Origin of the sequence: Sulfitobacter aestuarii (assembly GCF_042685005.1) — a bacterium.
Lineage (GTDB): Bacteria > Pseudomonadota > Alphaproteobacteria > Rhodobacterales > Rhodobacteraceae > Sulfitobacter > Sulfitobacter aestuarii.
Genome location: NZ_JBHUMP010000003.1, coordinates 204,451 through 230,825 on the forward strand (window position 1 = coordinate 204,451; position 26,375 = coordinate 230,825).

30 protein-coding genes are annotated in these 26,375 nt (G+C 64.5%); 18 read left to right on the forward strand and 12 right to left on the reverse strand.

Annotation, left to right across the window (positions count from 1 at the left end; genetic code table 11):
* Positions 1–62: 62 nt before the first annotated feature.
* The 4 genes from ACFSUD_RS05470 to ACFSUD_RS05485 all read left to right on the forward strand — a co-directional run bounded on the left by ACFSUD_RS05470 (position 63) and on the right by ACFSUD_RS05485 (position 2,596).
* Positions 63–371 carry a BufA1 family periplasmic bufferin-type metallophore gene (locus tag ACFSUD_RS05470; RefSeq protein ID WP_386372228.1) on the forward strand — a complete coding sequence of 103 codons (309 nt, stop codon included), beginning with the start codon at positions 63–65 and terminating at the stop codon, positions 369–371.
* Positions 372–441: 70 nt separating this feature from the next.
* On the forward strand, positions 442–1,290 hold the full coding sequence (gene bufB / locus ACFSUD_RS05475) for an MNIO family bufferin maturase (protein ID WP_386372230.1): 849 nt from the start codon (positions 442–444) through the stop codon (positions 1,288–1,290).
* Positions 1,287–2,069, forward strand: a complete 783-nt coding sequence (locus ACFSUD_RS05480; RefSeq protein ID WP_386372232.1) for an HvfC/BufC family peptide modification chaperone — start codon at positions 1,287–1,289, stop codon at positions 2,067–2,069. Before bufB ends, ACFSUD_RS05480 begins: the two co-directional genes overlap by 4 nt.
* Complete coding sequence (locus ACFSUD_RS05485) at positions 2,066–2,596, forward strand: DoxX family protein (RefSeq protein WP_386372234.1); 531 nt, start codon at positions 2,066–2,068, stop codon at positions 2,594–2,596. Before ACFSUD_RS05480 ends, ACFSUD_RS05485 begins: the two co-directional genes overlap by 4 nt.
* Positions 2,597–2,598: 2 nt before the next feature.
* On the opposite strand, the gene ACFSUD_RS05490 is transcribed toward ACFSUD_RS05485, so the two are convergent.
* Positions 2,599–2,931 carry an ArsC/Spx/MgsR family protein gene (locus ACFSUD_RS05490; RefSeq protein WP_386372236.1) on the reverse strand — a complete coding sequence of 111 codons (333 nt, stop codon included), beginning with the start codon at positions 2,929–2,931 and terminating at the stop codon, positions 2,599–2,601.
* 147 nt (positions 2,932–3,078) lie between these two features.
* Between ACFSUD_RS05490 and ACFSUD_RS05495 the strand changes: the two genes are divergently transcribed.
* The gene (locus ACFSUD_RS05495) at positions 3,079–3,285 is read left to right on the forward strand and encodes a cold-shock protein (protein ID WP_386372238.1); all 207 of its coding nucleotides are present in this window, start codon (positions 3,079–3,081) and stop codon (positions 3,283–3,285) included.
* Positions 3,286–3,461: 176 nt separating this feature from the next.
* On the opposite strand, the gene thyX is transcribed toward ACFSUD_RS05495, so the two are convergent.
* A complete protein-coding gene (gene thyX, locus ACFSUD_RS05500; RefSeq protein ID WP_386372239.1) occupies positions 3,462–4,376 on the reverse strand; it encodes an FAD-dependent thymidylate synthase in 915 nt (304 codons plus the stop codon).
* A gap of 190 nt (positions 4,377–4,566) precedes the next feature.
* Between thyX and ACFSUD_RS05505 the strand changes: the two genes are divergently transcribed.
* From ACFSUD_RS05505 to ACFSUD_RS05525, 5 genes are all read left to right on the forward strand, one after another.
* On the forward strand, positions 4,567–5,727 hold the full coding sequence (locus ACFSUD_RS05505; protein ID WP_386372241.1) for a hypothetical protein: 1,161 nt from the start codon (positions 4,567–4,569) through the stop codon (positions 5,725–5,727).
* Entirely contained in the window at positions 5,724–7,118 is a 1,395-nt protein-coding gene (locus ACFSUD_RS05510) for a hypothetical protein (RefSeq protein ID WP_386372243.1), read from the forward strand. The genes ACFSUD_RS05505 and ACFSUD_RS05510 overlap by 4 nt, the downstream gene beginning before the upstream one ends.
* A 102-nt stretch (positions 7,119–7,220) precedes the next feature.
* Complete coding sequence (locus ACFSUD_RS05515; RefSeq protein ID WP_386372245.1) at positions 7,221–7,655, forward strand: VOC family protein; 435 nt, start codon at positions 7,221–7,223, stop codon at positions 7,653–7,655.
* Complete coding sequence (locus ACFSUD_RS05520) at positions 7,649–8,368, forward strand: DUF1194 domain-containing protein (RefSeq protein ID WP_386372247.1); 720 nt, start codon at positions 7,649–7,651, stop codon at positions 8,366–8,368. Before ACFSUD_RS05515 ends, ACFSUD_RS05520 begins: the two co-directional genes overlap by 7 nt.
* Positions 8,365–9,108, forward strand: a complete 744-nt coding sequence (locus ACFSUD_RS05525) for a DUF1194 domain-containing protein (protein WP_386372249.1) — start codon at positions 8,365–8,367, stop codon at positions 9,106–9,108. Before ACFSUD_RS05520 ends, ACFSUD_RS05525 begins: the two co-directional genes overlap by 4 nt.
* Here ACFSUD_RS05525 and ACFSUD_RS05530 read toward each other — a convergent pair.
* The 3 genes from ACFSUD_RS05530 to ACFSUD_RS05540 form a co-directional block, all read right to left on the reverse strand.
* Entirely contained in the window at positions 9,102–9,602 is a 501-nt protein-coding gene (locus ACFSUD_RS05530; RefSeq protein ID WP_386372251.1) for a MarR family winged helix-turn-helix transcriptional regulator, read from the reverse strand. The genes ACFSUD_RS05525 and ACFSUD_RS05530 overlap by 7 nt on opposite strands.
* A gap of 73 nt (positions 9,603–9,675) precedes the next feature.
* Positions 9,676–9,978, reverse strand: coding sequence for a succinate dehydrogenase assembly factor 2 (locus tag ACFSUD_RS05535; RefSeq protein WP_386372253.1), 303 nt, complete (start codon positions 9,976–9,978; stop codon positions 9,676–9,678).
* Complete coding sequence (locus ACFSUD_RS05540; RefSeq protein ID WP_386372254.1) at positions 9,971–10,363, reverse strand: helix-turn-helix domain-containing protein; 393 nt, start codon at positions 10,361–10,363, stop codon at positions 9,971–9,973. The genes ACFSUD_RS05535 and ACFSUD_RS05540 overlap by 8 nt, the downstream gene beginning before the upstream one ends.
* A gap of 91 nt (positions 10,364–10,454) precedes the next feature.
* On the opposite strand from ACFSUD_RS05540, the gene ACFSUD_RS05545 reads away from it, so the two are divergent.
* Together ACFSUD_RS05545 and ACFSUD_RS05550 are read left to right on the forward strand one after the other, a co-directional pair.
* Positions 10,455–11,657, forward strand: coding sequence for a pyridoxal phosphate-dependent aminotransferase (locus ACFSUD_RS05545; RefSeq protein ID WP_386372256.1), 1,203 nt, complete (start codon positions 10,455–10,457; stop codon positions 11,655–11,657).
* 12 nt (positions 11,658–11,669) lie between these two features.
* Positions 11,670–12,071, forward strand: a complete 402-nt coding sequence (locus ACFSUD_RS05550) for a hypothetical protein (RefSeq protein WP_386372258.1) — start codon at positions 11,670–11,672, stop codon at positions 12,069–12,071.
* Between the two features lie 29 nt (positions 12,072–12,100).
* Here the strand turns inward: ACFSUD_RS05550 and ACFSUD_RS05555 are convergent, their stop codons facing one another.
* Complete coding sequence (locus tag ACFSUD_RS05555; RefSeq protein ID WP_386372260.1) at positions 12,101–13,474, reverse strand: MATE family efflux transporter; 1,374 nt, start codon at positions 13,472–13,474, stop codon at positions 12,101–12,103.
* Between the two features lie 238 nt (positions 13,475–13,712).
* Between ACFSUD_RS05555 and ACFSUD_RS05560 the strand changes: the two genes are divergently transcribed.
* Both ACFSUD_RS05560 and ACFSUD_RS05565 read left to right on the forward strand, forming a co-directional pair.
* Positions 13,713–15,668 carry a DNA gyrase/topoisomerase IV subunit B gene (locus ACFSUD_RS05560; RefSeq protein ID WP_386372261.1) on the forward strand — a complete coding sequence of 652 codons (1,956 nt, stop codon included), beginning with the start codon at positions 13,713–13,715 and terminating at the stop codon, positions 15,666–15,668.
* Positions 15,669–15,814: 146 nt separating this feature from the next.
* Positions 15,815–16,495 (forward strand): hypothetical protein, encoded by a 681-nt coding sequence (locus tag ACFSUD_RS05565; protein WP_386372263.1) that lies wholly within the window; start codon positions 15,815–15,817, stop codon positions 16,493–16,495.
* A gap of 1 nt (position 16,496) precedes the next feature.
* Here ACFSUD_RS05565 and ACFSUD_RS05570 read toward each other — a convergent pair whose 3' ends face one another.
* The gene (locus tag ACFSUD_RS05570) at positions 16,497–16,913 is read right to left on the reverse strand and encodes a c-type cytochrome (protein WP_386372265.1); all 417 of its coding nucleotides are present in this window, start codon (positions 16,911–16,913) and stop codon (positions 16,497–16,499) included.
* Between the two features lie 101 nt (positions 16,914–17,014).
* Here ACFSUD_RS05570 and ACFSUD_RS05575 point away from each other — a divergent pair, with 101 nt between their 5' ends.
* Positions 17,015–17,449, forward strand: a complete 435-nt coding sequence (locus tag ACFSUD_RS05575; protein ID WP_386372266.1) for a DMT family transporter — start codon at positions 17,015–17,017, stop codon at positions 17,447–17,449.
* A gap of 10 nt (positions 17,450–17,459) precedes the next feature.
* On the opposite strand, the gene ACFSUD_RS05580 is transcribed toward ACFSUD_RS05575, so the two are convergent.
* The 5 genes from ACFSUD_RS05580 to proS form a co-directional block, all read right to left on the reverse strand.
* Positions 17,460–17,972: a hypothetical protein gene (locus ACFSUD_RS05580; protein WP_386372268.1), complete on the reverse strand. Its 513-nt coding sequence runs from the start codon at positions 17,970–17,972 to the stop codon at positions 17,460–17,462.
* An 83-nt stretch (positions 17,973–18,055) separates the two neighbouring features.
* Positions 18,056–18,754, reverse strand: coding sequence for an ABC transporter ATP-binding protein (locus ACFSUD_RS05585; protein ID WP_386372270.1), 699 nt, complete (start codon positions 18,752–18,754; stop codon positions 18,056–18,058).
* A complete protein-coding gene (locus ACFSUD_RS05590; RefSeq protein ID WP_386372587.1) occupies positions 18,747–19,994 on the reverse strand; it encodes a lipoprotein-releasing ABC transporter permease subunit in 1,248 nt (415 codons plus the stop codon). Before ACFSUD_RS05590 ends, ACFSUD_RS05585 begins: the two co-directional genes overlap by 8 nt.
* 102 nt (positions 19,995–20,096) lie before the next feature.
* On the reverse strand, positions 20,097–20,603 hold the full coding sequence (locus tag ACFSUD_RS05595) for a DUF2937 family protein (protein WP_386372271.1): 507 nt from the start codon (positions 20,601–20,603) through the stop codon (positions 20,097–20,099).
* Between the two features lie 56 nt (positions 20,604–20,659).
* Complete coding sequence (gene proS, locus ACFSUD_RS05600; protein ID WP_386372273.1) at positions 20,660–22,000, reverse strand: proline--tRNA ligase; 1,341 nt, start codon at positions 21,998–22,000, stop codon at positions 20,660–20,662.
* A 247-nt stretch (positions 22,001–22,247) separates the two neighbouring features.
* Between proS and ACFSUD_RS05605 the strand changes: the two genes are divergently transcribed.
* From ACFSUD_RS05605 to ACFSUD_RS05615, 3 genes are all read left to right on the forward strand, one after another.
* Positions 22,248–23,330, forward strand: coding sequence for an AI-2E family transporter (locus ACFSUD_RS05605; protein WP_386372275.1), 1,083 nt, complete (start codon positions 22,248–22,250; stop codon positions 23,328–23,330).
* Position 23,331: 1 nt separating this feature from the next.
* Complete coding sequence (locus tag ACFSUD_RS05610; RefSeq protein ID WP_386372277.1) at positions 23,332–24,012, forward strand: chromosomal replication initiator DnaA; 681 nt, start codon at positions 23,332–23,334, stop codon at positions 24,010–24,012.
* A gap of 76 nt (positions 24,013–24,088) precedes the next feature.
* On the forward strand, positions 24,089–26,263 hold the full coding sequence (locus tag ACFSUD_RS05615; RefSeq protein WP_386372278.1) for an RNA degradosome polyphosphate kinase: 2,175 nt from the start codon (positions 24,089–24,091) through the stop codon (positions 26,261–26,263).
* The last annotated feature ends 112 nt before the right edge of the window (positions 26,264–26,375 follow it).

Consider the following 26,375-nt stretch of genomic DNA (forward strand, 5'->3'; position numbering starts at 1 on the left):
TGTCATTGCGGAAACGCGTATTCTGTCACTGCCAAACAAGTTCAACAAAAGGGAAGAAAAAAATGTCCAATACGATGAAATCCGTCGCCATTGCCAGCGCGGTGGCGGCCGCAGCGGCGATGACTGCGCAAGTCACCCCCGCTGATGCAGCATCGAAGGAGAAATGCTACGGTGTCGCGCTTGCCGGTCAGAACGATTGCGCCGCCGGTCCCGGCACCACCTGTGCGGGCACATCCGTCGTTGATTATCAGGGCAATGCCTGGACCCTCGTCGATGCAGGCACCTGCAGCGAAATCGAACTGCCCCAGACGGCCGACGGGACACCGCGCGAAGGTTCGCTCGAGCCCGTGGATCGCGACATGCCGGCCTGAGCCCTCTGTCGGGAGGGCGCTGCCCTCCCGACCCTTGGCGACATGGGATACCTGAGACAGGAGTGTTGCGATGTTCGACCGCCCGCCCCGTTTTGAACACCTGCCCGACGCCCCGGGGGTTGGCTACAAACCCCGGCATTTCAATGACCTGCGACGCGATCCCGGCCCGGTCGAATGGCTGGAGATCCACGCCGAGAACTACATGGGCGATGGCGGGCGGGCGCTGGCGCAATTGCGCGTCCTCAGCGAGGAATTCGCGCTCTCGGTACACGGGGTCGGATTGTCGATCGGCGGCGAGACGCCGCTCGATACGGCACATCTCGCACGCCTGAAGATGCTTTGCGAGCTGACCCGCCCGGCGAGCTTTTCCGAACATCTGGCCTGGTCCACCCATGGAAGCGAATTCCTCAACGACCTGCTGCCGCTGCCCTATGACGCTGCCAGCCTTGCGCGGGTGACGCGCCATATCGACCAGGTACAGGAGGCGCTCGGCCGTCGGATGCTGCTGGAAAACCCGTCGAGCTACCTGGCCTTCGCCGAATCCGACATGAGCGAGACCGACTTCCTCGGCGAGCTGGTGCGTCGCACCGGCTGTGGCCTGCTGCTTGACGTGAACAACGTCTTCGTCTCCGCCACCAATCTCGACCTGTCACCCCGGAATTACATTGACGCCTTCCCGCTCGATGCGGTCGGCGAGATCCATGTCGGCGGTCATGACGAGGACCGCGACGATCATGGCGCGCCGCTGCTGATCGACAGCCATGGCAAACCGGTCGTTGATCCCGTCTGGGATCTGCTCGACTACACGCTGGCGCGCAGCGGGCCGCGGCCGGTTCTGGTGGAATGGGACAATGACGTCCCCGACTGGCCGGTACTGCGCGCCGAGGCGAGCCGCGCCGCCCTGGCGCTGAGCCGGTGAGCAGCCTTTCCGCCTTCCGTGCCGCGCTGCTCGACCCGGAGCAGCCTGTTCCCGACGGGCTGCTCGACGGGGCGGCGCGTCCTGCCGGGCGGCGCTATGCCGTCTATCGCAACAACGTCACACGCTCGCTGATCGATGCGCTGGAGACCGGATTTCCGCTGCTGCGCAAGCTGGTCGGCGCGCAGAATTTCCGCAGGCTGGCGTCGCTCTATGTGCGTGCCCATCCGCCGCGCTCGCCTCTGATGATGTTCTACGGCGAGGCTCTGCCCATATTTCTGGAGGATTTCGCGCCGCTGCGCCATATCGGTTACCTGCCTGACGCTGCCCGGCTCGACCTGGCGCTGCGCGACTCCTACCACGCGGCCGACAGCGCGCCGCTCGACCCTGCGCGCCTTGCTGCCGTCGCACCCGAGACCCTGCCCGCGCTGCGCCTGCCGCTGCGCCCCGCCACAAGGATCATTCACTCGCGCTGGCCGCTCTTTGACATCTGGCGCTACAATTTCACCAAGGACGCGCCGAAACTGCGGGCAGAGGCACAGGACGTGCTGATCACCCGACCCGAATTCGACCCCGCGCCGCATCTGATGCCGCCCGGCATGGCGGCGTTTCTTACTGCCTGCGCCCGCGGCAAGACCCTTGGCGAAGCGCAGGAAGCCGGGCTGACAGGGGCAGCGGGTTTCGATCTCGAAGCAGCGCTGGGGCTGGCACTGACCAGTTCGGCCTTCGCCGTAATGGCCGACGGGGATACGACCGCAGGCAACGGCGGGGACAGGGTATGAACGGTGTGCTCTCTTGCTATCACGAGATATCGGCACGGCTCGAAGCCGCCAACTGGCTGGTGCCGACGCTGGCGCGGCTGGTCTTCGCGGCGGTGCTGCTGGTCTATTTCCTCAATTCGGGACTGACGAAGCTCGGTGACGGGACATTTGGCCTCTTTTCACCCTCCGCCGGCGCCTATGCGCAGATCTTTCCGCGACAGCTGGAGGCGGCGGGCTATGATCCCTCCGCCCTGTCGATCTTTCACCGGCTCGCGGTGCTCGGCGGAACGCTGAGCGAATTCGTGCTGCCGGTGCTGATCGTGCTGGGGCTGCTGACGCGGCTGGCGGCGCTGGGGATGATCGGCTTCGTCATTGTCCAGTCGCTTACCGATTTCTACGGCCATGGCAGCGCGCTGGGGGCCTGGTTCGACCGGTTTGCCGACGGAACGATCCTCGATCAGCGGACGCTCTGGCTATTCCTGCTCTGCGTGCTGGTCATCCGCGGCGGCGGGCCGCTCTCGCTCGACCGGCTGCTCGGCAAGGTCTAGTTTCACATGCCGTTCAGCGCATCGGCGGTCTCGGCGTCCCACCCGAGGTAGAGCCTGTCCCCACGGGCGATCAGCGGACGCTTCATCAGGGCCGGATGCGCCTGCAGAAGTTCGAGCGGCGCCGTCGCGCGGGCGCTTTCGTCAAGTCCGCGCCAGGTGGTGGAGCGGGTGTTCACCAACCGATCACCGAATTGAGCCAGAGCCATTTCCAGCACCGGACGCGGCACGCCCTCATCGCGCACATCTACCAGCTTCGCCTGCGGCAGCGCCTTCAGCGCCTTGCGGCAGCTGTCGCAATTCTTCAGACCATAAAGCGTGACCTTGTCGTCGGACATCCTGTACTTCCCCGTATTCGCCTGAAATTTTCGATTTTCTCTTGATGACCCGCAACCTTTTCGGGGGCAAGGCGTTTTACCTTCCATGAGGGAGAGCGTCCGCCAGGCGGGCGTGGCAACGAGACGACAAAGGAGGCACGGAGATCTATGCCGACAGGCACCGTGAAATGGTTTAACACCACCAAAGGCTACGGCTTCATTGCGCCGGAAGAGGGTGGCAATGATGTTTTCGTCCATATTTCAGCCGTCGAACGTTCGGGCCTGACCGGTTTGGCGGACGATCAGAAAGTGAGCTTCGAACTGACCGAAGGTCGCGACGGGCGGCAGATGGCAACGGATCTGCAGCTCCTATAGGGGCCGCAACCGAGAGAATCCTATTTATCCGGTAAAATTATTAAACGCGTTCGACAGGATCGTGCGAATTAGGGCGGGGCTACCCCCGCCCTATCTGCTTTCAGGATACCGTCTGGAGGGGCTCGCACCGCGCTATATTAAAGTGGCGCATCCGCGGGATGAGCCCCGATCAACCCCTATTCCGAGCCGCCCAAGACCGCTTCGAATTCGCGCCATTCGCCTTTTGACATGCCGGAATCCTCCTGCGTGACCGCTTCCCCTTTCAACATCCGCCGCACGCAATCCAGCGCCTTCCCCGACAGCGTCGCCCCCCCGAGCCGGTAATCTTCGAACGCCCCATAGGCCGCGGGCACCCAATCGGCGACGACCTTGCAGATCGCATCGGCATAGACCCGAATCTCGTATTGCGCATGGGCATCGGCGCGCAGCCGCAGGAAGTGGAAGAGGTTGTGCAGATCGACCTTCCAATACCATTGCGTATAGACATTCGCGGGCAGGTTCATCCGTGCCAGTTCCCGCGCCAAGCCATCCTGCCCGTCCTGCGATATCATCTCTTCGTAATGGTCATAGGCACGGTTGCTGTCGGCCTTCAGGATTTCCAGAACCCGGGCCGCCTCCGCCCCCTGCAGCACACCACCACGACCCTGGTTGTTCACCACGCTCTGCGCATTCACGTGATCCGGAGTCGGGATATAGAATTCCCGATCGAGGATAGAATATCGCGCCGAATATTCGTTGACGTTGGCTGTGCGGTGACGAATCCATTGGCGTGCCACGAAAACCGGCAACTTCACATGCAGCTTGATCTCGCACATCTCGAACGGGGTCGAATGCCAATGTCGCATCAGATAGCGGATCAACCCCTCGTCATTCTGCACCGATTTCGTGCCCTTGCCATAGGAGACGCGCGCCGCCTGACAGATTGCCGCATCATCGCCCATGTAATCGATGACCCGCACGAAACCATGATCGAGCACAGGCAGCGCCTTGTAGAGATGGGCTTCCATCCCCGGTGCGACACTGCGCAGGGTTTCCCGCGGCTGGCTGCGCAATTCGTCGATTTCGGCTTGCTGTTCGGGGCTGAGAGGCATCGGTTCTGTCCTGTTTGGGCGGGATTCGAGGCCCACTATATCTGCGCGGGCGACGGGTCGGAACCGCGATATGCGGTATTGTTTTTAGATCACCCTTGACCGGAAAACACGCCACAGGCGGCCGCGTCGTTGACAAGGCAGGCGGCGGTACGGAAGTGATGGGGAAAACTGGTATCGAGGGCAGGCTATCATGAAGATCAACGCGGCGGGGCTCCTGCTCTGCATGGTTCTGGCAGGTTGCGGCGGCACGGCGCCGTTTGGCGAGGAAGACGAGACGGAAACCGGCAACACCGATAACGGCGGTTCCGAAGACGGCGGCAGCAGCGGGTCCGAAGGTGGCTCGGGAACCGGCGGCGACGACTCGGAAGACAACGGCATCGTCCTCGAAGGTCTGCCCCCGGGCACCACCTCCCCGTCACCGACCAGCCGGATTGTCCGGTCCGAACCGACGCAGGCCGCGGGCGGCAAGGAAGGTGACGGTTTCGCCACCGGCATCCGCTACGAAGGGCCGACCGCCCAGAACGCGACCCGCGACCGTTTCATCGTTGACGGGTTGGCCTTCGACGCGGGCAACATCTACGCGCGCGGTGAGAACGTCAGCAGTCTCAACGCCGGCGAATTTGCGGTTTACGAGGCCTATCAGCAATATCCCGACAGTCTGAATGGCGAGCTTATCAACCAGTTCCGCCATCGCGCCATCTATGGCGTCAGCAAGAACCTCGATGACGACGGGAAGCCGCTCAACCAATTCGCGATCGTGCGGACCGGCGCCTATGTCGGCTATGGATTCGGCGGTTTCGTCTATCAGCGCGAGAACGGTGTGACCCTGCCCAATAGCGGACAGGCGATCTTCCACGGCAAGAGTGCCGGGCTGCGGGATTTCGAGGGCCGAGGCGGTCTGGAATACGCAACAGCGAATGTCGATATCGCCATCGATTTCGACGATTTCAACGACCAGACCGGACGGCGCGGCGATGGGGTTAAGGGCGTATTCAGCGATCGTCGGGTGTTCGATATCGACGGCAATGACATCACGCAGGACGTGCTCGACCGGATCAACACCGTGAATGACGCCAGCCTGGCAGCACTTCCCGATGCGATGTTCACGGTAGGCCCGGGCGTGATGGACGACAACGGCGAGATCGTCGGCCAGATCTCCAGCCAATACATCAATAATGGCGGCGAGGTTCAGGAATACGAAGCCGGCAAATACTACGCAATCCTGTCCGGCGATGACCCCAACGAGATCGTCGGCGTCACCGTCATGGAGAATTCCAGCGAATTCGAGAATGCCACTGTCCGGGAAACCAGCGGCTTTATCGTCTATCGCGACCCTGCCCCGGCCCCATGATCCCTGCGAGACTCCGGCTCCTGCCGCTGATCGCTGCGCTCGGCGGCCTACTCCTGTCGTCCGGCGCTGGTCTCGCCGAGACGGTACTCTCGGTCGCTCAGATGCGCGACGCGGCGGGACAGAGCCTCAAAGCTGGACACCCCGCGCAGGCCGCCACGTTGGCGGCCGCGCTGCTGGCGCGGGACGGGAACGATCTGAATGCCCTGTTGATCCGCAGCCGCGCCCTGCGCGATCTTGATCGCACCGGAGAGGCGCGCGCCTTGCTGCGGCGCGCCTGGCGTCTGGCGCAGACCGACGAAGACAAATACGCCACAGCGCTGATTACGGCACAGGTGCTGGCCACCGCCGGCAAGCGCACCCGGGCGCAGCTCTGGCTGCGCCGGGCGGTCCAACATGCGCCCAACGCGCGGCTGGCGGCGCGGGCCAAGCGCGATTTCACCTATGTCAAACAACGCAACCCGTGGCAGACGCACCTCTCCTTCACCCTGGCGCCCAATTCGAACATCAACAATGGCAGCGCGCGCGACCGTTCGGAACTGAATTATCTGGCCTCCCAGATCATTTTCGGTCAACCGGTGGAATACGCGCTTTCCGGCAGTGCCCGGGCGCTGTCCGGCCTCGAGATCGGTGGCAAGGTCCAGACGCGCTACCGGTTCGCCCAAACGTCGGCCACGGCGCATGACGCGAAACTGTCCGTCTCCTACCGCAGCTTCCTGCTGGGCGATTCCTCGAAGAAACAGGCGCCCGGCGTGGCCGGTCGCGACTTCGCCTTCGGCAACCTGTCGCTCGGCTACGGCTATCGGCAGATAAACCTGTCGCGCCTGGGCGAATTTACCTTCGATGCGGAGGTCGGACAGAGCTTCTACGGCGGCGCCCGCTACGCGACCTATCTGCGCGGCGATATCGGACAAAGCTACCGCGCCAGCCGAAACCGGACCCATCACGTCGATTTGAACCTAGAGCGGCAATTCGGTCAGGCGACGGCGGATCAGGACAGCGTCGGGCTTTCGACCAGCCTGACACAACGGCTGGACTCGGGAAACAGCCTCTACCTCGGCCTGCGTGGCGATGTCACGCGATCACCGAACCCGGATGCGGAATATCGTGAAATCGAACTGCGCAGCGGCTATGTGCTGGGCAAACCGGTGATGGGCGCTGCGCTGCAATTCGGGCTCGGCGCCGCGTTTCGCGATTATCCGGTCTCGCGCCACAATGTCGCGGGGCGCGAAGACAGACGGCTCTTTGCCGATGTCACGGCGACGTTCGGAGCCATTGATTATTATGGATTCAATCCCACAGTGACGTTGAGCGCCTCGACCACCGACAGCAATATCGGCCTGTTCGACACCAACCGTCTCGGCCTTAATCTCGGGATCCGATCCGCCTTCTGATCCGCCCGCCACCGGCATCGGTTCAAAATTCCGACAGGCGCTGGCATGGGGTGCCATCCATGTTAGATTGCTCGGCAGACGCGTCTGAAAGGAGCTTGCCGCATGGCGATCAAATACCTGCACACGATGGTCCGGGTCAAAGACCTCGAAAAATCGATGGAATTTTACGAATTGCTCGGGCTGAAGGAGCGGCATCGGATCGAGAACGAAGGCGGGCGGTTCACGCTGGTCTTCATGTGTCCGCCGGGTCAGGAAGACGGCCATGCCGATCTCGAGCTGACCCATAACTGGGACGGTGACGAGGCCCTGCCCGATGACAGCCGCCATTTCGGCCATCTCGCCTATCGGGTGGCGGATATCTATGATCTCTGCCAGAAGCTGCAGGACAATGGCGTGACCATCAACCGGCCGCCGCGCGACGGGCACATGGCCTTCGTACGCTCGCCCGACAATGTCTCGGTCGAACTCTTGCAGGAGGGCGACAGCCTGGCACCGCAGGAGCCCTGGGCAAGCATGGAGAACACGGGCCATTGGTAAGGCACGCCGCCTGCACTGCGCTGGTTCTGGGGCTTCTCGCCCTCGGGTCGGCGCAGGCGGCGGAATGTCGTCTGGCGCTGTTGATGGCGCTGGACGTGTCCAGCTCGGTTGATGACGGGGAGGACCGGCTGCAGCGCGGGGGGCTGGTGGCGGCGCTGACCGCACCCGAGGTCCAGGCGGCGTTTTTCGCAGCAGACCAGCCGGTCGCCCTGGCGATCTACGAATGGTCGGGGCGTTACAATCAGGAAATCGTGCTCGACTGGATGATGATCGACAACCGCGCCGCCCTGCTGCGCGCCGCACAAACCGTCGCGGCGAGCCGTCGCAGCCATGACGATTTTCCCACGGCCATGGGCTATGCGCTCGGTTATGGGGCAAAACTGCTGGCTCGGGCGCCGCGCTGTCTTCGTCAGACACTGGACATGGCCGGGGATGGGCAGAACAACGAAGGTTTCGGGCCGCAGGTCGCCTACCGGGAATTCGGCTTTGACGAGGTCACGGTGAACGGACTGGTGATCAACGCCGCCGATTTCGAGGGCGAGATCGGCCTGATCGGCTTTTACCGCGCTCAGGTTCTGCACGGGCCGGGGGCCTTCCTGCAGATCGCCACAGGTTTCGAGGATTACGAACGCGCGATGCGGGCCAAGCTCACCCGGGAATTGACGCCCCCGGCGATCGGCTCGGCAACGCCCGAAAAGGGGTCGGCCGGATGAGGCGCGCCGCCTGCGCGCTGGCCGCGGCGGGCCTCACGGCGCTGCTCGCGCCGGGTGCGGGGCAGGCCTCGCAATGCCGACAGGCGCTGGCCCTGGCGCTCGATGTCTCTGGGTCCGTCGATGCGCGCGAATACCGCCTTCAATCTACCGGGCTGGCCGCCGCGCTCGCCGATGCGCGGGTCCGGCGGCGGCTGCTGGCGATGCCGGAAGCGGCGGTGCGCCTGATGATCTACGAGTGGAGCGGCCCGGGGGATCATGCGGTGCTGCTGCCTTGGACCGAGATCGCGGACCCGGTCCAGATCGACCACATCCGCCAGCAGCTGCTGGCGACCGAACGGCGCGATGCGAGCCCGGGCACGGCGCTGGGGCTGGCCATGGGTTTCGGAATTGCCCAGCTCGACCGGCAGGCGGGATGCTGGAAACGCACATTGGATATCTCCGGCGACGGCCAGTCGAACCTCGGCCCGCGCCCGCGCGACGTGCGGCTGTTGCTGGGTGGCAATGAAGGGATCACCATCAACGCCCTCGTGATCGGCGCGCAGGCGCCGGGGCTGGCGGATCGCCACCAGTCCGAGATCAGCGCGCTCAGCGCCTATTTCAAGGCGGAGGTGATCCACGGACCGGATGCATTTGTTCAGGCGGCGGTTGGCTATGAGGATTATGCCGAGGCGATGGCGTTGAAACTCCTGCGCGAGCTTGACGGGCTGGTGGTGTCCGAGGCGCGCGGCGCGGGTCAGTAGATATAGCGGATCTGATCGGTCCAGTAGCGCTCCATGCGTTTCAGGGAGGCGGAGATTTCCGAGATACCGGCCGGGCCAAGGACGCCCTTGCCTTCCAGCCCCTCGGCATGGCGCGCGAACAGCACCGAGACGACATCGCGGATCGTGCGTCCCTTGTCGGTGAGCCGCACCCGCACAGACCGGCGGTCGATCTCGCAACGCTGGTGGTGCATATAGCCCATGTCCACGAGCTTCTTCAGGTTATAGCTGACGTTGCTGCCCTGGTAATAGCCGCGGCTCTTGAGCTCACCCGCCGTGACCTCGTTGTCGCTGATATTGAAGAGCAGCAACCCCTGCACGGCGTTGATCTCCAGCACCGCAACCCGCTCGAATTCGTCCTTGATCACGTCGAGCAGCAGCCGGTGCAGCCGCTCGACCAGCGACAGCGCCTCGAGATAATCGGCCATGAACCCTCTGTCAGAGAGGCCCGGGCCAAGGTTGTCCTGAATGCTCATCCTAACCTCCGACGAAAGCAGCCTTGCGTCGGAGCCTGAACAACAAATCAGAAGATTTCGTTAAACCTGGGGATCAATCTCGCGCCCCGGTTTCAACCGCAGCAGGTATACGGCCGTTCATCGCGGCAATCTGCGCCTGAATATCGCCGATCAGACCGGCATAGCGCTGCGGTGCCGCGGACTGGCCGCTGACCCATTGGTAAAGATCATGATCGCTCTCGTTGAGCAGCGCATCATAGAGATCGAGCCCGGCCGCATCCATCGCCGCGAGATGGCGCGCCACGAAGGGCGGCAGGATCAGGTCCATCTCCTTGATCCCGCGCCGCATCGAGCGCATCTGCAGACGTTTCAATCGGTGCTCGCGCGGTTCAGACATGAACGTTGCTGCCGCTCGCCCGGCGCAGGCGCTTTTCGAGACGGCCCATCGCCTCGGCCTTGCGCAGCATGTCGGCACGCAACCCGCGGATCTCCGCGAGGATCTCGCCGAAATCGCCGTTACCGGTCTCGTCGGGCGCGTCGACCCCCTCGCCTTCGCCATTGATCAGCCACATCATCGAGACATTGAGCAGCCCCGCGAGCATCGACAGGCGGTTGGCGCGCGGTTCGGACAGGTCCTCTTCCCAGCTGCGCAAGGTCGATTGCTTGACGCCGATTCGCCGTGCCAGCTCGGGCACCGACATGCCCGCACGTTCGCGTGCCGCCGAAACCCGGTCGCCGAAAGTCGCGGCGTCGGGGCCATACCAATCTGTCTGATCGCTCATTTACCATCTCCTGTTGACATTGTTCATGCTTGAAGGGTGTGGCAGCCACCCCTATGACGGACCCGGTAGACATAGACAATCAGAGGCCAAAATGGAACTGCTCTCCAAGACGCTTGATCGCGTAAAACCGTCACCGACGATCGCGGTCACCACCAAGGCCGCCGAATTGAAGGCCGCGGGGCGCGACATCATCGGCCTGGGCGCCGGAGAGCCGGATTTCGACACGCCGCAGAATATCAAGGATGCGGCCATCGCCGCGATCGAAGCGGGAAAGACCAAATACACTGCCGTCGACGGTATCCCCGAGCTGAAACAGGCGATCTGCGCCAAGTTCAAGCGCGACAACGGGCTTGAGTATACCCCCGCACAGGTCTCGGTCGGGACCGGCGGCAAGCAGATCCTCTACAACGCCTTGATGGCGACGCTGAACCCCGGCGAGGAAGTGGTGATCCCGGCGCCCTATTGGGTGTCCTATCCGGACATGGTGTTGCTCGCGGGCGGCACCCCGGTGATCGCCCCCGCCACGCTGGAGAACGATTTCAAGCTGACGCCGGAAGCGCTGGAAGCGGCGATCACGCCGAATACCAGGTGGCTGATCTTCAACTCGCCCTCCAACCCGACCGGCGCCGGCTACAGCCGCGACGAGCTCAAGGCGCTTACCGACGTGCTGCTGCGCCATCCCCATGTCTGGGTGATGAGCGATGACATGTACGAGCATCTTGCCTATGACGATTTCATCTTCTGCACCCCCGCCGAGGTCGAGCCGCAGCTTTATGACCGCACGCTGACCGTCAATGGCGTGTCGAAAGCCTATGCGATGACCGGCTGGCGGATCGGCTATGCGGCGGGACCGGAGAAGCTGATCGGCGCGATGCGCAAGATCCAGTCGCAATCGACCTCGAACCCCTGTTCGGTGAGCCAATGGGCGGCGGTCGAGGCGCTGAACGGCACGCAGGACTACATCCCCGAGAACAACAAGATGTTCGCGCGGCGCCGCGATCTTGTGGTGTCGATGCTCAACGAGATCGACGGTGTCACCTGCCCCAATCCCGAGGGCGCCTTCTATGTCTATCCCTCGATTGCCGGGCTGATCGGCAAGACCTCTGCCGCCGGCACAAGGATTGTGGATGACGAGGCTTTTGCGACGGCGCTGCTGGAGGAGACCGGCGTGGCGGTCGTGTTCGGTGCGGCGTTCGGCCTGTCGCCGAATTTCCGGGTCAGCTACGCGACCTCCGATGACGCATTGAAAGAGGCCTGCAGCCGGATCCAGCGCTTCTGCGCCGAGCTGACCTGACAGGAGGGCATGATGGCAGGCGAGCTACCGGAATATTACTTCAGGGTGCGCGAGAACGGCGCGGCGGTATTCCGTGTGGACACGGAAAACCGCCAGCGTCGGATCGAGATGGATCAGATCGCCGTCGTCAACATCCGCAACGGCGAGATCAAGCCGCAGGGCGACCGCACTCTCTCGGACCATGATCTCGACCATATCCGGGCCTGGATGGAAGACCGGGCCCGGGTGCTGGCGCATCGCGATATCGACGATATCTACCGCGCGGTGGACCACCTCAACCTCACGACCCAATGGGCGCAGTCGAAGGCCAGCGAGGCGCAGCTCGAAGCCGTGACCGACGCATTGCTGCTGGCGATGCATGACCTGCGCAGCACGCTGGTGCGCAAGAAAGCGGACCGACTGCTGAAAAAGTGACGCCGCCCGGTCGCGGGGCGCTGCGCACTTCAGAACGACGGGGAGAGGCGCGGCAGGTCTTCACTGCGCAATCGCGGCAGCGATACCGCCCAGAACCTTGCGTTGAGCAACAGCGCCGCCACCCCGAGCCCGATCACCAGACCGGCCCAGATCCCGATGCCGCCAAGCTCCAGCTTGAACCCCAGCAGATAGGAACAGGGAATACCGATCAGCCAATAGCTGATCGCGGCGAAGACCATCGGCATCTGCGTATCCTGCACGCCGCGCAACAATCCCAGCGCCACGACCTGTGCCCCATCGACGAGCTGGAACAGCGCCGCCATCACCAGGAGCCCGATACCGACCGCGAGGATCTCCGGGCGCGCCGGTTCGTCGCGCTGCATGAACAGCGAAATCAGCGGTTCGGGCCAGAGGATGAAGATCACCATGGTCACTGCCGCCACGGCCAGCGACATCAGCAGCGTGATCACCGCACCCTTGGCCATATGCGGCGCGTCGCGACGGCCAAAGGCATTGCCCGCGCGGATGGTGGCGACATTGCTGAGCCCGACATGGACCATGAAGGTGATCGAGGCGAGCTGCACCGCGATGCCGTGGGCGGCCAGCGGCACGGTGCCGAGCCAGCCCATCATCATCGCGGAGGCGGCAAACAGGCCGACTTCGCTCAAAGAGGTGAGACCGATCGGCCAGCCGAGGTTGAACACCTGCGCCAACATCTGCCAATCCGCCCGCCACATCCGCACGAACAGCTGATGCTGCGGCAGCACCAGCAACACATAGATCACCACCCCGATCAGCGACACGCAATGGGTGGTGACCGAGGCGATTGCGGCCCCCACGACGCCGAGCTCCGGCGCGCCCCAATTGCCGAAGATCAGCGCATAATTCGCCACCGCGTTGATACAGGCCGCGGTCAGGGTGATCCACAACACCACCTGGGTGCGCTCAAGAGCCGCGAGATAGGATTTGAGCACCATGACCAGCAATGCCGGAATGATTCCCCAGCCCGCCACCGCCAGATAGCGCCCGGCATCGCGCGCGACGCTCTCGCCCTGCCCCAGCAGGTCAAGCACCGGCCCCGCCCAGATCATCAGTGGCAGCGCCAGCAGCGCAAAACCGACAGACAACCACAGACCCATCCGCGTGGCCCGGCGGATGCCGATCTCGTCATCCTTGGCGGCATAGGAGGCGACCATCGGCATCACCGCCCAAGCGAATCCCGAACCGAAGATGAACAGGACGAAAAAGAAGGTCGAGGCCAGCGTCACCGCCGCCAGCGCCTCGACCCCGTACCAGCCGACCATCACCGTATCGGTCACCCCGATCGCCATTTGCCCGAGATGCCCGCCGATCAGCGGCAGGCCGAGAATGGTGATAGCGCGGATGTGGCCGCTTGTGCTCATGTGCTTCTTCATGGGTCTGTCCTAAGCCGACCCGGCGCACAGGGGAAGAGGCATTGCGCCTCCGCTGCCAGCCGGGAAAGCCCGCGCGCGGCCCGCGCCGCCTGCACGGCACGGGCCATCCCGCACGCCCCGCCACGCGACGTCGCAATGCGCCGAGGCGCGCGACTTGCCCTTTCCCCGGCAGGGCGGCTCTGCCATACTGGCCTGCAACCAAAACCAAGAGCGGAGCAGCGCCCCGATGACCGATCTTCTCTCAGGCAGAGAACCCAAGGAATATGATGCCTCCTCCATCCAGGTGCTGGAGGATATGGAGCACGTACGCCTGCGGCCGGGGATGTATATCGGCGGCAAGGACGACCGTGCGCTGCACCATATGGTCGCGGAAATCATCGACAATTCGATGGACGAGGCGGTGGCCGGTCATGCCACCTGGATCGAGCTCGAGCTGCATGAGAACGGCCATGTCACCGTGCGCGACAACGGCCGCGGCATCCCGATCGATCCGCACCCCAAGGACCCGAGCAAGTCGGCGCTGGAGATCATCTTCTGCACGCTGAATGCGGGCGGCAAGTTCTCCGGTGATTCCTACGAGACCTCGGGCGGCCTGCACGGGGTCGGCTCCTCGGTGGTCAATGCGCTTTCGGATCACCTGCGCGTCGAGGTTGCGCGCAACCGAGAGCTCTTCGCGATGGAGTTCTCCCGCGGCATCCCGCAGGGGCGGCTCGAAAAGGTCGGCGCAGCCCCCAACCGGCGCGGTACGGCGGTGACATTCCACCCGGATGCGGAGATTTTCGGCGCGCTGAAGTTGAAACCGGCGCGGCTCTTCGCGATGGCGCGTTCCAAGGCCTATCTGTTCTCCGGCGTCGAGATCCGCTGGAAGACCGGGCAGGATGACGGCACGACCCCGCAGGAGGCGAAATTCCACTTTCCCGGCGGGCTCTCCGATTACCTCAACGAGACCCTCGCGGGCGCCTCGACCTATGCCGAAGCGCCGTTCGGCGGCATGGTCGATTTCCGTGACAAGTTCAACACGCCCGGTAAGGTCGAATGGGCGATCAACTGGACGCCCTCACGCGACGGGTTCATCCAATCCTATTGCAACACTATCCCGACGCCGGAGGGCGGCACCCATGAGGCCGGGTTCTGGGCGGCGATCCTCAAGGGCATCAAGGCCTACGGCGAATTGGTCGGCAACCGGAAGGCCGGGACGATCACCCGCGAGGACCTGATCGCCGGGGGCTGCGCGCTGGTGTCCTGCTTCATCCGCGAGCCGGAATTCGTCGGCCAGACCAAGGACCGGCTGGCCACGGTCGAGGCGCAGCGCATGGTCGAGAACGCGGTGCGGGACCATTTCGACAACTGGCTGGCGGCGGATACGAAATCGGCCGGTGCGATCCTCGATTTCCTGGTGCTGCGCGCCGAGGAGCGGCTGCGGCGGCGTCAGGAGAAAGAGACCGCGCGCAAATCCGCCACCAAGAAACTGCGCCTGCCCGGCAAGCTCACCGATTGCACCAGCAAGGCCCGGGAGGGCACCGAGCTCTTCATCGTCGAGGGCGACAGCGCCGGCGGCTCCGGCAAGGGCGCGCGCAACCGCAACAACCAGGCGCTGCTGCCGCTCAAGGGCAAGATCCTCAACGTGCTTGGCGCGGCGTCCAACAAGCTCAGCACCAATGCCGAGATTTCCGACCTCTGCGAGGCGCTCGGTGTCGGCATGGGCAGCAAGTTCAACCTTGATGATCTGCGCTATGACAAGATCATCATCATGACCGACGCCGATGTCGACGGGGCGCATATCGCGTCGCTGCTGATGACCTTCTTCTTCACCCAGATGCGTCCGCTGATCGATGCCGGGCATCTCTACCTGGCCTGCCCGCCGCTCTACCGGCTGACCCAGGGCGCCAAGCGGGTCTATGTCGCGGACGATGCCGAGAAGAACCGGCTGCTGGAAAAGGGGCTCGGCGGCAAGGGCAAGATCGACCTGCAGCGCTTCAAGGGCCTGGGCGAAATGGATGCCAAGGACCTCAAGGAAACCACGATGGACCCGGCGACCCGCAAGCTGATCCGGGTGACGGTGCATGAGGATGTGCCGGGCGAGACCGGTGATCTGGTGGAACGGCTGATGGGCAAGAAACCGGAGCTGCGCTTCCAGTATATCCAGGAGAACGCGCAATTCGTGGAAGAGCTGGACGTGTAGGGTGGGTGCCAACCCACCTTCACATTCCTGACCAGGCTTCCCTGCGGACGTTCTATCCGGGTGCAAAGGGGCTGTTCGCTGCGTGGGTTGGCACCCACCCTACGATAGCGCTTGTATTCGGCTCCGGCGGCGGCATTACTCGTTCCATGACCCGCCTGCTTCTCCTTGCCTTCCTGGCGCTTGCCGCCTGCGGCCGTCCGCTCACGCTCAACGAGCGGGCCTTTCTGTCGGATATCCATGGTGACAGCCTCAAACTCGACGCGATGCGTCTTGTCGATGGCGCGCCGACCCGGGCGGTGACCTTCCGCCGCAAGCCGCGTCCGCGCACCACCTGCCGCGAGATGATCCTGCCGCCCCAGAAGGACGAGATCATCACCACCAAACCCGCCGCAGTGGCGCTCTGGAACCACGTGCTCTTCGACCGCGACTGGTATCTGGAGGATTACCTCGCCGACTACCCGGAACGGGTGAACCTGATTGCCGCGATGCTGCTCGCCCATGAGGCAACCCATGTCTGGCAATGGCAGAACCGGGCGAGGACCGGCTATTCGCCGCTGCGCGCCGCCGTCGAACATCAGCTAGCGGAGGACCCCTATCTCTTCGAGATCGACACGCCGCGCCGCTTCAGCGAATTCGCCTATGAACAGCAGGGCTCGATCGTCGAGGAATTCGTCTGCTGCCGCGCCATTGCCCCGCAGGCGCCGCGCACGCAGCGCCTGCATCGGCTGATCGCCCAGGCCATGCCGGTCGCCGCGCTGCCCCAGAGCCGCCAGTCGGATCTTCTGCTGCCCTGGGACGGGGTCGATCTGAAGGCGATCTGCCAATAGTTCAGCGCTGGATGTCCACAAGATAGGCCAGCAACGCCGCGAGAGGTCGCGGTGTCGGTGTCAGCACGCCATCCACCTCGATGGGCACCAGGTCCTCGTCCATGGCAGCGCCGAATTCCGGCATGACCCGCGCACGGTGATCCCCGCGCGGATCGCCATAGACATAGCTCAGCGCCCGCGCGGTGGGAAAGGTGCCGCCATTGCCCTGACGTAGACGCGTCAGATCGACCGGCGCCGGGTTCAGCCCTGCCGCCAATGGCCCGTCCCCCTGCCCGCTGGCGCCGTGACAGGACGCGCAATTCTGCGCGAAATAGGCGGCGCCTTCATGGGGTTCGGGCATCGAGGCCGGGACGCAGCCCAGCAACGTCAGCGACGCCGCAAGGATCAGCGGCAGGCGGTGGCGGGTATGGAGGGTCATGCAGGCGGCTCCGATCTGCTGTTCGTGGATGATCCCACCTTGCAGCCCTCGCCCCCACGGACCATGATCCAGATCAAGTCAAAGCCTGAGAGGAGCATTTCATGGCCCATTACGCGTTCATCATGCTTCTGGCAGGGCTCGGCATCCCGCTGCTTGCGGCGCTCAACGCGGCGCTCGGGCGGCTGATCGGCTCGCCCGCCGCGGCGGCCACGGTGCTTTTCGTCATCGCCTTCTCGGCAAGCCTGCTGCTGGCGCTGGCGACCGGCCCGCAGGCATTCTCGCGGATGGCTTTCGCGCCGAAACACCTGTTTGTCGCAGGGCTGCTGGTGGCGTTCTACGTGCTCTCGATCACCTATATCGCGCCGCATTTCGGCGTCGGCAATGCGGTGTTCTTCGTGCTGCTCGGGCAATTGATCAGCGCCGCCGCGATCGACCATTTCGGCCTGTTCGGCGCGCAGATCGCGCCGCTCGGCGCCGCCCGGGCGGGAGGTATCGCGTTGATGGCAGCCGGTGTCTGGCTGACCCAGCAGGTCTGATCCGTCCCTTTCAGGCGGCCGAAGAGGCGGACAATTCAGCCAGCCGTTGCCAGAGCGCGGCCTCTTCGGGATCGTCGACCTCGGGGGACGCCGGTTCATCTCGGGCGATCGCTTCCGCCTCCTCTTCCGGCTCGATCAGCACCAGCGCATCGGCGGGCAAGGGGCGCATCACCCCCGGCAGGGAGATCCGCGCACCGCTGCTCAGGGTAAGGACCAGCCCCTCCGGCCTGACATCCTGCGCCGCCACCTCCGCGGCGCCGCAAAGCGGGCTGTCAATCAGCAGCGCATCTTCCAGCGGGTCGAAATCCTCGATCACCAATGCCCCGCCCGGCGCGAGCGCCAGATCGAAGGCCGCGCCGACCGGCAGATCCATCCCCTCAATGCCACAATCGTGCACAGGCGCGGTCGGCGTGACTTCCGGGGCCAGTTCCGGCGCCGCCGTAAGCGCCGTATCAGACCCGTCGCGCCGGGCAGCGTTCATCGCGACAACAAGGGGCGCGGCGGCAAAAAAAAGCTTGTTCATCAATGGGCTCATGGGTCTGTCCTTGCAATGTCGGCCCAGAATAACAGGCAAGGTGGTCAGAATATGGAAAAGTCGCGCCGCGATTAAGGTATCGTGGGTTCGAGTGGCACAAGGCGCCCCTGATCGAGCCGCACCTGCCGGTCCATCCGCGCCGCGAGCTCGAGGTTATGCGTGGCGATCACCGCCGACAGCCCCGTGTTGCGTACGAGTGCCATCAGCGCCGCGAAAACCTGATCCGAAGTGGCCGGGTCAAGGTTGCCGGTCGGCTCATCGGCCAGCAGCAAGCGCGGCTCATTGGCCAGCGCGCGACAGAAGGCGACGCGCTGCTGTTCCCCGCCCGACAGCGCCGCGGGGCGATGGCTGGCACGCGCGGCAATGCCGACCTGATCGAGCAGGTCAAGCGCCCGCGCCTCCGCAACCTTGCGCGAAACGCCATTGGCCAATTGCGGCAGCACGATGTTCTCGAGCGCCGAGAATTCCGGCAGCAGATGGTGAAACTGGTAGATGAACCCCACATCGTCACGCCGTACCAGCGTCCGGCGCCGGTCGCTCCGCCCGCTCATGTCATGGCCGTTGATCTCCACCAGCCCCGCGTCGGCAGTATCGAGCAACCCCGCGATATGCAGCAGCGTCGACTTGCCGGCCCCCGAAGGCGCGACAAGCGCGACGACCTCGCCCGGCCCGACCTCCAGCTCGGCCCCGCGCAGCACCTCGATCTCCCCCGGCGTGCCCCTGTTATAGGCCTTGGCGATGCCCGAAAGCTTCAGGACAGGTTCACTCATAGCGCAGGGCCTCCACAGGGTTCATCCGCGCCGCGCGCCGGGCCGGGAATATCGTGACGACGAAGGACAGGCCCAGCGACAGCGCCACGGCCGAAAGCACGTCGCCGATCTGCAGCTTGGCGGGCAGGAAATAGATCCCCCTGACGGAGGCATCCCAGGCGGTGCCACCCGACAGCCAGTTCACCGCGGCGAAGATCTGGTCGACATAGATGGCAAAGAGACAGCCCAGCAGCACCCCCATGGCGGTGCCGATCAGACCGGTAAACGCGCCGCAGATGAAGAACACCCGCAGCACCGAGCCCTCGGTCAATCCCATGGTGCGCAGGATGCCGATGTCGCGGCCCTTGTTCTTGACCAGCATGATCAGACCCGAGACGATGTTCATCGCGGCAATCAGCACCAGGATGGAGAGGATCACGAACATCACCCGATCCTCGATATCGAGCGCGCTGAGAAAGGAGCCCGAAGCATCCCGCCAGGTCCAGACCTGCGCCCGCTCCCCCGCCGCCTGCAGCAGCGCCGGGCCCATCGTATCGACCGCCTCCGGTTCCTCGACCATGACCTCGAGCTCGTCGACAACCCCTTCGCGGTTGAAGAATGTCTGCGCCTCGCCAAGCGGCAGATAGGCACGGGTGCGGTCGATGTCATAGCGCCCGGCCGAGAAGATATAGACCACCTCATAGCCATTGACCCGCGGACTGGTGCCGAAGGCGGTCTTGACGCCGTTGGGCGAGATCAGCTTGATCGTGTCGCCAACCTGCACACCGAGGGTCGACGCCACGCCGCTGCCCAATGCGATCCCCTCGTCAAAGCGCGCGATTTCGCCCTCGGAGGTCTCCGGATTGGCGATGCGCGGCAGTGTCGCGAGGTCCTCGCCCGCGATTCCGAACACCTCGACCCCCGCATTGGCCTGATGCTTGTTGGCCATGACCTGCCCGCGCACCAGCGGCGCGGCGCGCGTGACACCCGGCACCTCTGCGACCGCCTCGGCCATCGCGCGATAATCGGCGATGGTCCGGTCGATCTGCCCGTTCGGCTTCACCTCACCGAGGTTGTAGATCGTCACATGGGCATTGGCGCCGAGGATCGTATCGACGAATTCGGCCCGAAAACCCGACCGCACCGCCAGCGTCGCGATCAGCGCGAAGACCGCCAGGGTGATGCCGATCAGGCTGATCCAGGTCATCACACTGACGCCGCCCTCGGCCCGGCGGGCGCGCAGATAGCGCCAGGCGATCATCCATTCGAAGGCCGCGAAGGGCGCAGGTCTTTTGGCGGGTCTGGCCATTTCGGGCTCCGGGTTGAAAGGTTGCGCGCAACCTGATGCGTTGCATGGAAAGTTTCAAGCGGCCTTTCGGCGCCCCACGAGATGACCCAGGGGCCAGGACAGAAGCCGCAGCAGTAATCCGGTGAACAGCGCCCCGCCGAGGAAACCGGCCCCGGCAAAGATCATCCCGGTCGCGGTCAGCGGCAACGCCGGTCGATAGGCGGCCCAGGTGGCGCGGATCAGCTCGCCATCACGCATATGCGGCAGGCCATAGGCGCGCTCAAACGCTCCGCTGCCCCGCAAGACCGCGAGATCCGCCTGCAGGCTCTCATGCCGCGCGAAACTGCGCTGCATATCCAAGCGGCGCCGCTCGACGAAATCATTGCCCCGCATCTGCTCCAGCGCCGCCTCCCGGCTCAACCCCAGCGTTTCGGCGGAAGCGTCGAAATCCGCGACGACCTCACCGAGCGCATCCACCGCGCCGCCGAGCCGTTGCAGATATTGTTGCGAGAACTCGGGGAATTGCGACAGGGCCGCGGCAGAGGCGAGCCCCCCGGCCAGCGTCAGCACCCGCAGGATCACGCCGACACCGCGAAGGCGATGCCGCGCTCCCTGCCTTGCCAACGCCGTGCCAAGGCTCAGGCGCGCCCGGCGTAGATCTGAACCAGCCGCTGCACCGCCTCTTCGGGGGGCAGCTCCTCGCTCTCGCCGCTGCGCCGCGACGTCAGCTCGACCACCCCGTTCTTCAGGCCGCGCGGCCCGACTGTGATCCGCCAGGGCAGGCCGACGAGATCCATGGTGGCGAACTTGCCGCCCGCCCGTTCGTCGCGGTCATCGTAAAGCGGTTCGAGCCCGAGCGCCGTGAGGCTGGCATAGAGCGCTTCGCAGGCGGCATCGGCTTCGGCATCGCCCTGTTTCAGATTGACGATCCCGACGTGGAAGGGTGTCACCCCCTCGGGCCAGATGATCCCGCGCTCGTCATGGCTCGCCTCGATGATCGCGCCGAGCAGTCGGCTGACCCCGATGCCATGACTGCCCATATGCACCGGCACGACCTGCCCGTCCGGCCCCTGCACCGTGGCACCCATGGCCTCGGAGTACTTGGTGCCGAAATAGAATATCTGCCCGACCTCGATGCCGCGCGCGCTGCGCCGCCGCTCTTCGGGCACCTCGTTGAACAGCGCCTCGTCATGGGTTTCGTCGGTGCGTGCGTATTTCGAGGTGAATTCCTCCAGCACCGCGGCACATTGCGCATGATCGTCATAATCGATCTGCCGGTCGCCGAAGCTCAGGTCGGTCACCGCGCTGTCATAGAAGACCTCGGACTCGCCGGTCTCGGCCAGTACCAGGAATTCATGGGTGTAATCCCCGCCGATCGGCCCGCCATCGGCGCGCATCGGGATCGCCTGCAGGCCCATCCTCTCATAGGTGCGCAGATAGCTGACCAGATGCCGGTTATAGGCATGCAGCGCGGCTTCCTTGGTCAGGTCGAAATTATAGCCATCCTTCATGAAGAATTCGCGGCCCCGCATGACCCCGAACCGCGGCCGGATCTCGTCGCGGAACTTCCACTGCACATGATAGAGCGTCAGCGGCAGATCCTTGTAGGAGCCGACATGGGATCGGAAGATATCGGTGATCAGCTCCTCATTGGTCGGCCCGTAGAGCATGTCCCGTCCGTGCCGGTCCTTGATTCGCAGCATCTCCTCGCCGTAATCGTCATAACGCCCGCTCTCGCGCCACAGATCGGCCGATTGCAGCGTCGGCATCAGCATCGGGATATGCCCGGCGCGCTGCTGTTCCTCATGGACGATATCCTCGAGCTTGCGCAGCACCTTGAAGCCGAGCGGCAGCCAGGAATAGATCCCGGCGGCGGCCTGCTTGATCATCCCCGCCCGCAGCATCAGTCGATGGCTGACGATCTGCGCTTCCGAGGGCGTTTCCTTCAGCACGGGTAGAAAATAGCGGGTCAGACGCATCGCGCGGCTCCTTCATGATCGAGGTTGCGCATTGCCTAATTCAAAGCCCTGGGCAACACAATGATCAACCCCGCAGGCAGGCCCCCGCGGCTTCCTTCACCCTTTCACAAATACTCATCCGATGCATTGCAGCGGCAGCGCGCCCTTCGACCGAACCGGCGCGCGTCTCTGTCGGCCCTCCCGCCCTGCGGGGCTTGAAACACCCCCCCACATAAGCGATGTGAAGATACCGCAACCGGAGAGTTCCATGGGCCTGCCGATCCGAGACCAATTGAAATACTGGGGCGTCGCGGCGGCGGTGTTCCTGGTGGTGTTATGGTTCGTCGGCGACGTGCTGGTCCCCTTCCTGCTCGGCGGCGCCATCGCCTATTTCCTCGACCCCGTCGCCGACCGTCTCGAACGGCTCGGTCTCAGCCGCACTCTGGCCACGGCGCTGATCACCGTGGCGGCGCTGCTGATCTTCGTGATCATGGCGCTGCTGGTCATCCCGACGCTGGTCAACCAGGCGATCAACCTGGTCGAGACCGCGCCGCAGCTGGCCCGTAATTTCACCGAGTTCCTGACCGCGCGTTTCCCCTCGCTGCTTGAGGAAGACTCCACCTTGCGCAATTCGATCACCGCGATCGGCGCCACGGTTCAGGAACGCGGCGGCGCGCTGCTCAACACCGCGCTTGCCTCCTTCGCCTCGCTGCTCAACATCATCCTGCTCTTCGTCATCGTACCGGTCGTCTCGGTCTACCTTTTGGTCGATTGGGACCGCATGATCGCCCAGATCGACGCGCTGCTGCCGCGCGATCACGCGCCTACGATCCGCCGTCTCGCCGCCGAGATCGACGACACGCTGGCCTCGTTCATCCGCGGCATGGGCACGGTCTGCCTGATCCTCGGCACCTATTACGCCATCGCGTTGATGCTGGTGGGGCTGCAATTCGGGCTCGTGGTGGGCTTCGTCGCCGGGCTCATCACCTTCATCCCCTATCTGGGCGCGCTGCTCGGCGGGGTGCTGGCGATCGGGCTGGCGCTGTTCCAGTTCTGGGGCGACTGGCTCTCGATCGGGCTGGTGGCTGGGATCTTCGCGCTCGGGCAGGTCATCGAGGGCAATGTGCTGACCCCGAAACTGGTGGGCAATTCGGTCGGGCTGCATCCGGTCTGGTTGCTTCTGGCGCTGTCGGTCTTCGGCACGCTCTTCGGCTTCGTCGGGATGCTGATCGCGGTGCCGGTGGCGGCGGCGATCGGGGTGGTGGCGCGCTTCGCGGTGGCCCAATACCGCGCCAGCCTGCTCTATCAGGGCACCGAACCGGGCAGCAGTTTCGACGAGGACCCGTTCTGATATGGGACGCCAGCTCGGTCTTGACCTGCCCTGCCGCACCGCGCTGGGGCGCGATGACTTTTTCGTCGCCCCCTCCAATGCGCTCGCGGCGGCGCTGATCGACGACTGGCGCGCGTGGCCCGGCGGCAAGCTGGCGCTGACCGGGCCGCAGGGCGCGGGCAAGACCCATCTCACCCATGTCTGGGCCGCCATGGCCGATGCGAAAATCCTCAAGGCCGAGACGTTGCAATCGACCGACATCGCCGGCCTCGCGCGCTGCAATGTCGCGGTCGAGGACGTGCCCGAGATTGCCGGCGATGCGGAGGCCGAGACCGCGCTCTTTCATCTGCACAACCTGGTGCTGGCCGAGGGCGGTGCCTTGTTGCTCACCGGGGCGCCGCCGGTCTCGCATTGGGGGCTGACCCTGCCCGATCTGACCAGCCGGATGCGCGGCACGACCGCCGCCGCACTCGATGCGCCCGACGACACGCTGCTTTCGGCGCTGCTGGTGAAGCTGCTGGCTGACCGTCAGCTCACGCCGCGCCCCGATCTCATCCCCTATCTGCTGAGCCGCATGGACCGCTCCTTCGCCGCCGCGATCGAGCTGGTCGCGGCACTCGACGCGGCCAGTCTGGCGCTGCAACGCCCGGTGACCCGCAGCCTGGCGGCGCTGGTGCTGGACAAGCAGAGCCCGCGCGGGTGATACTGGGCGAAGTGCCTGAGGCGGCTTCCAAAATGGCCGTCACCTGCCTGTCACATGTCAATTCCATAAGGCTGCCATGTCCGATGCCGATTTCCTCAAGGCGCCGTTTCCGCCTGCCACCGATCTGCCCGATCTCGACCTCACGGGGCCGGGGCGGTTCTTCAACCGTGAGCTGAGCTGGCTCGATTTCAACTGGCGCGTGGTCGAAGAGGCGGAGAACCCCCGTGTGCCGTTGCTCGAGCGGCTGCGCTTCCTGTCGATCTCGGCGGGCAATCTCGATGAGTTCTACACCGTCCGGGTCGCCGGTCTGCGCGAGCTCGCACAGGCGGGCAATACCACCCCGGCGGCGGATGGGCTGACCCCGGCCGAACAGCTCGTGCTGATCAACGAGGATGCCCGCAACCTGATGCTGACCCAGCAGCGGGTGCTGGTCGAGCTGATGGCCGAGCTCGACGCGCAGAACATCATGCTCGAACGCGCCGCCGACCTGACGCCACAGGATCACGACTATCTCAACGAGGTCTTTCTCAACCAGGTCTTCGCAGTGCTCTCGCCCCTGGCGATCGACCCGGCGCATCCATTCCCCTTCATCCCCAACACCGGATATGCGCTGGCCCTGCAGCTCGAACGCAAGCAGGACAAACGTCCGTTGCAGGCGCTGCTGCCCATTCCGCGCCAGATCGACCGTTTCGTCCCCCTGCCCGCGCCCGAGGGCTGCCTGCGCTACCTGCCGCTCGAAGATCTGCTGGTGATCCATATTCCCAGCCTGTTTCCGGGCTACAAGCTCAAGGCGCATTTCGAATTCCGCATCCTGCGCGACAGCGATCTCGAGGTCGAGGACGAGGCCGAGGATCTGGTGCGCGAATTCGAAGTCGCGCTGAAGCGCCGCCGCCGCGGCGAGGTGGTGCGGATGACCCATTCGGCCGGGGCGCCGGAGAAGTTGATGTCCGTCGTCATGGCCGAGCTCAACGTGCGTCCCCAGGACGTAATCGAGATCGACGGGATGATCGGGGTCGATGATCTCGGTGCGCTCATCACCGATGCGCGTCCCGACCTCCTGTGGCCGCAATTCACCCCGCGCGTTCCCGAACGGGTCAGCGATCACGAGGGCGACATGTTCGCCGCGATCCGCCAGAAGGACATGCTGCTGCATCACCCCTACGAGACCTTCGACATGGTGGTGCGTTTCCTCACCCAGGCGGCGCGCGATCCGAACGTGGTGGCGATCAAGCAGACGCTTTACCGCACTTCGCGTGACAGCCCGATCGTGGAGGCGCTCTGCGAGGCCGCGGAGGACGGCAAGTCGGTGACCGCGCTGGTCGAGCTCAAGGCGCGCTTTGACGAGGCCGCCAACATCCGCCAGTCACGAAGACTCGAACGCGCCGGAGCGCATGTGGTCTACGGGTTCATCAACCTCAAGACCCATGCCAAGATCTCCACCGTGGTGCGCCGCGAAGGCAGTCAGCTGGTCACCTATACCCATTACGGCACCGGCAATTATCACCCGATCACCGCGCGGATCTATACCGACCTGTCGCTGTTCACCTGCGATCAACGGCTCGGGCGCGACGCGACCAAGGTGTTCAACTATCTCTCCGGCTATGCCCAGCCCGAAAGCCTCGACAATCTGGCGATCTCGCCGCTGACCCTGAAATCGAGCCTGCTGGCGATGATCCAGGCCGAAGCGGATCACGCCGCAAGCGGCAAACCGGCGGTGATCTGGGCCAAGCTCAACTCGATCATCGATGCCGAGGTGATCGACGCGCTATATGCCGCCTCACAGGCCGGGGTGCAGATCAGCCTGGTGATCCGCGGCATCTGCGGATTGCGTCCCGGGGTGAAGGGGCTGAGCGAGAACATCCGCGTCAAATCCATCGTCGGACGTTTCCTCGAACATTCGCGGATCGTCTGTTTCGGCAATGGCCATGAGATCCCGCACAAGAAAAACCGGGTGTTCATCTCCTCTGCCGACTGGATGGGCCGCAACCTTGCGCGTCGGGTCGAGACGCTGGTGGAGATCGAGAACCCCACGGTGAAGGCGCAGATCACCAGTCAGATCATGGCCGCCAACCTCGCGGACGTGGCCCAGAGCTGGGTGATGGCGCCCGATGGCCGCTTCACCCGACCGCCCCTGGCGACGGGACAATTCGCGTTCAACTGCCACCGTTTCTTCATGGAAAATCCCTCGCTCTCCGGGCGCGGCTCGGCGGGGGCGTCGGATGTGCCCAAGCTCACCCATACCGAGGATTGAACCGCGCGGCACGGGGCCGCGGGCAACAGTCGGCGGTCCCAGGGGGCGCGGCGGGGCGAAAAACAATTGACCCCCTGACCCCGTCGGTTAATTTGCACGCCTCAACGGATGG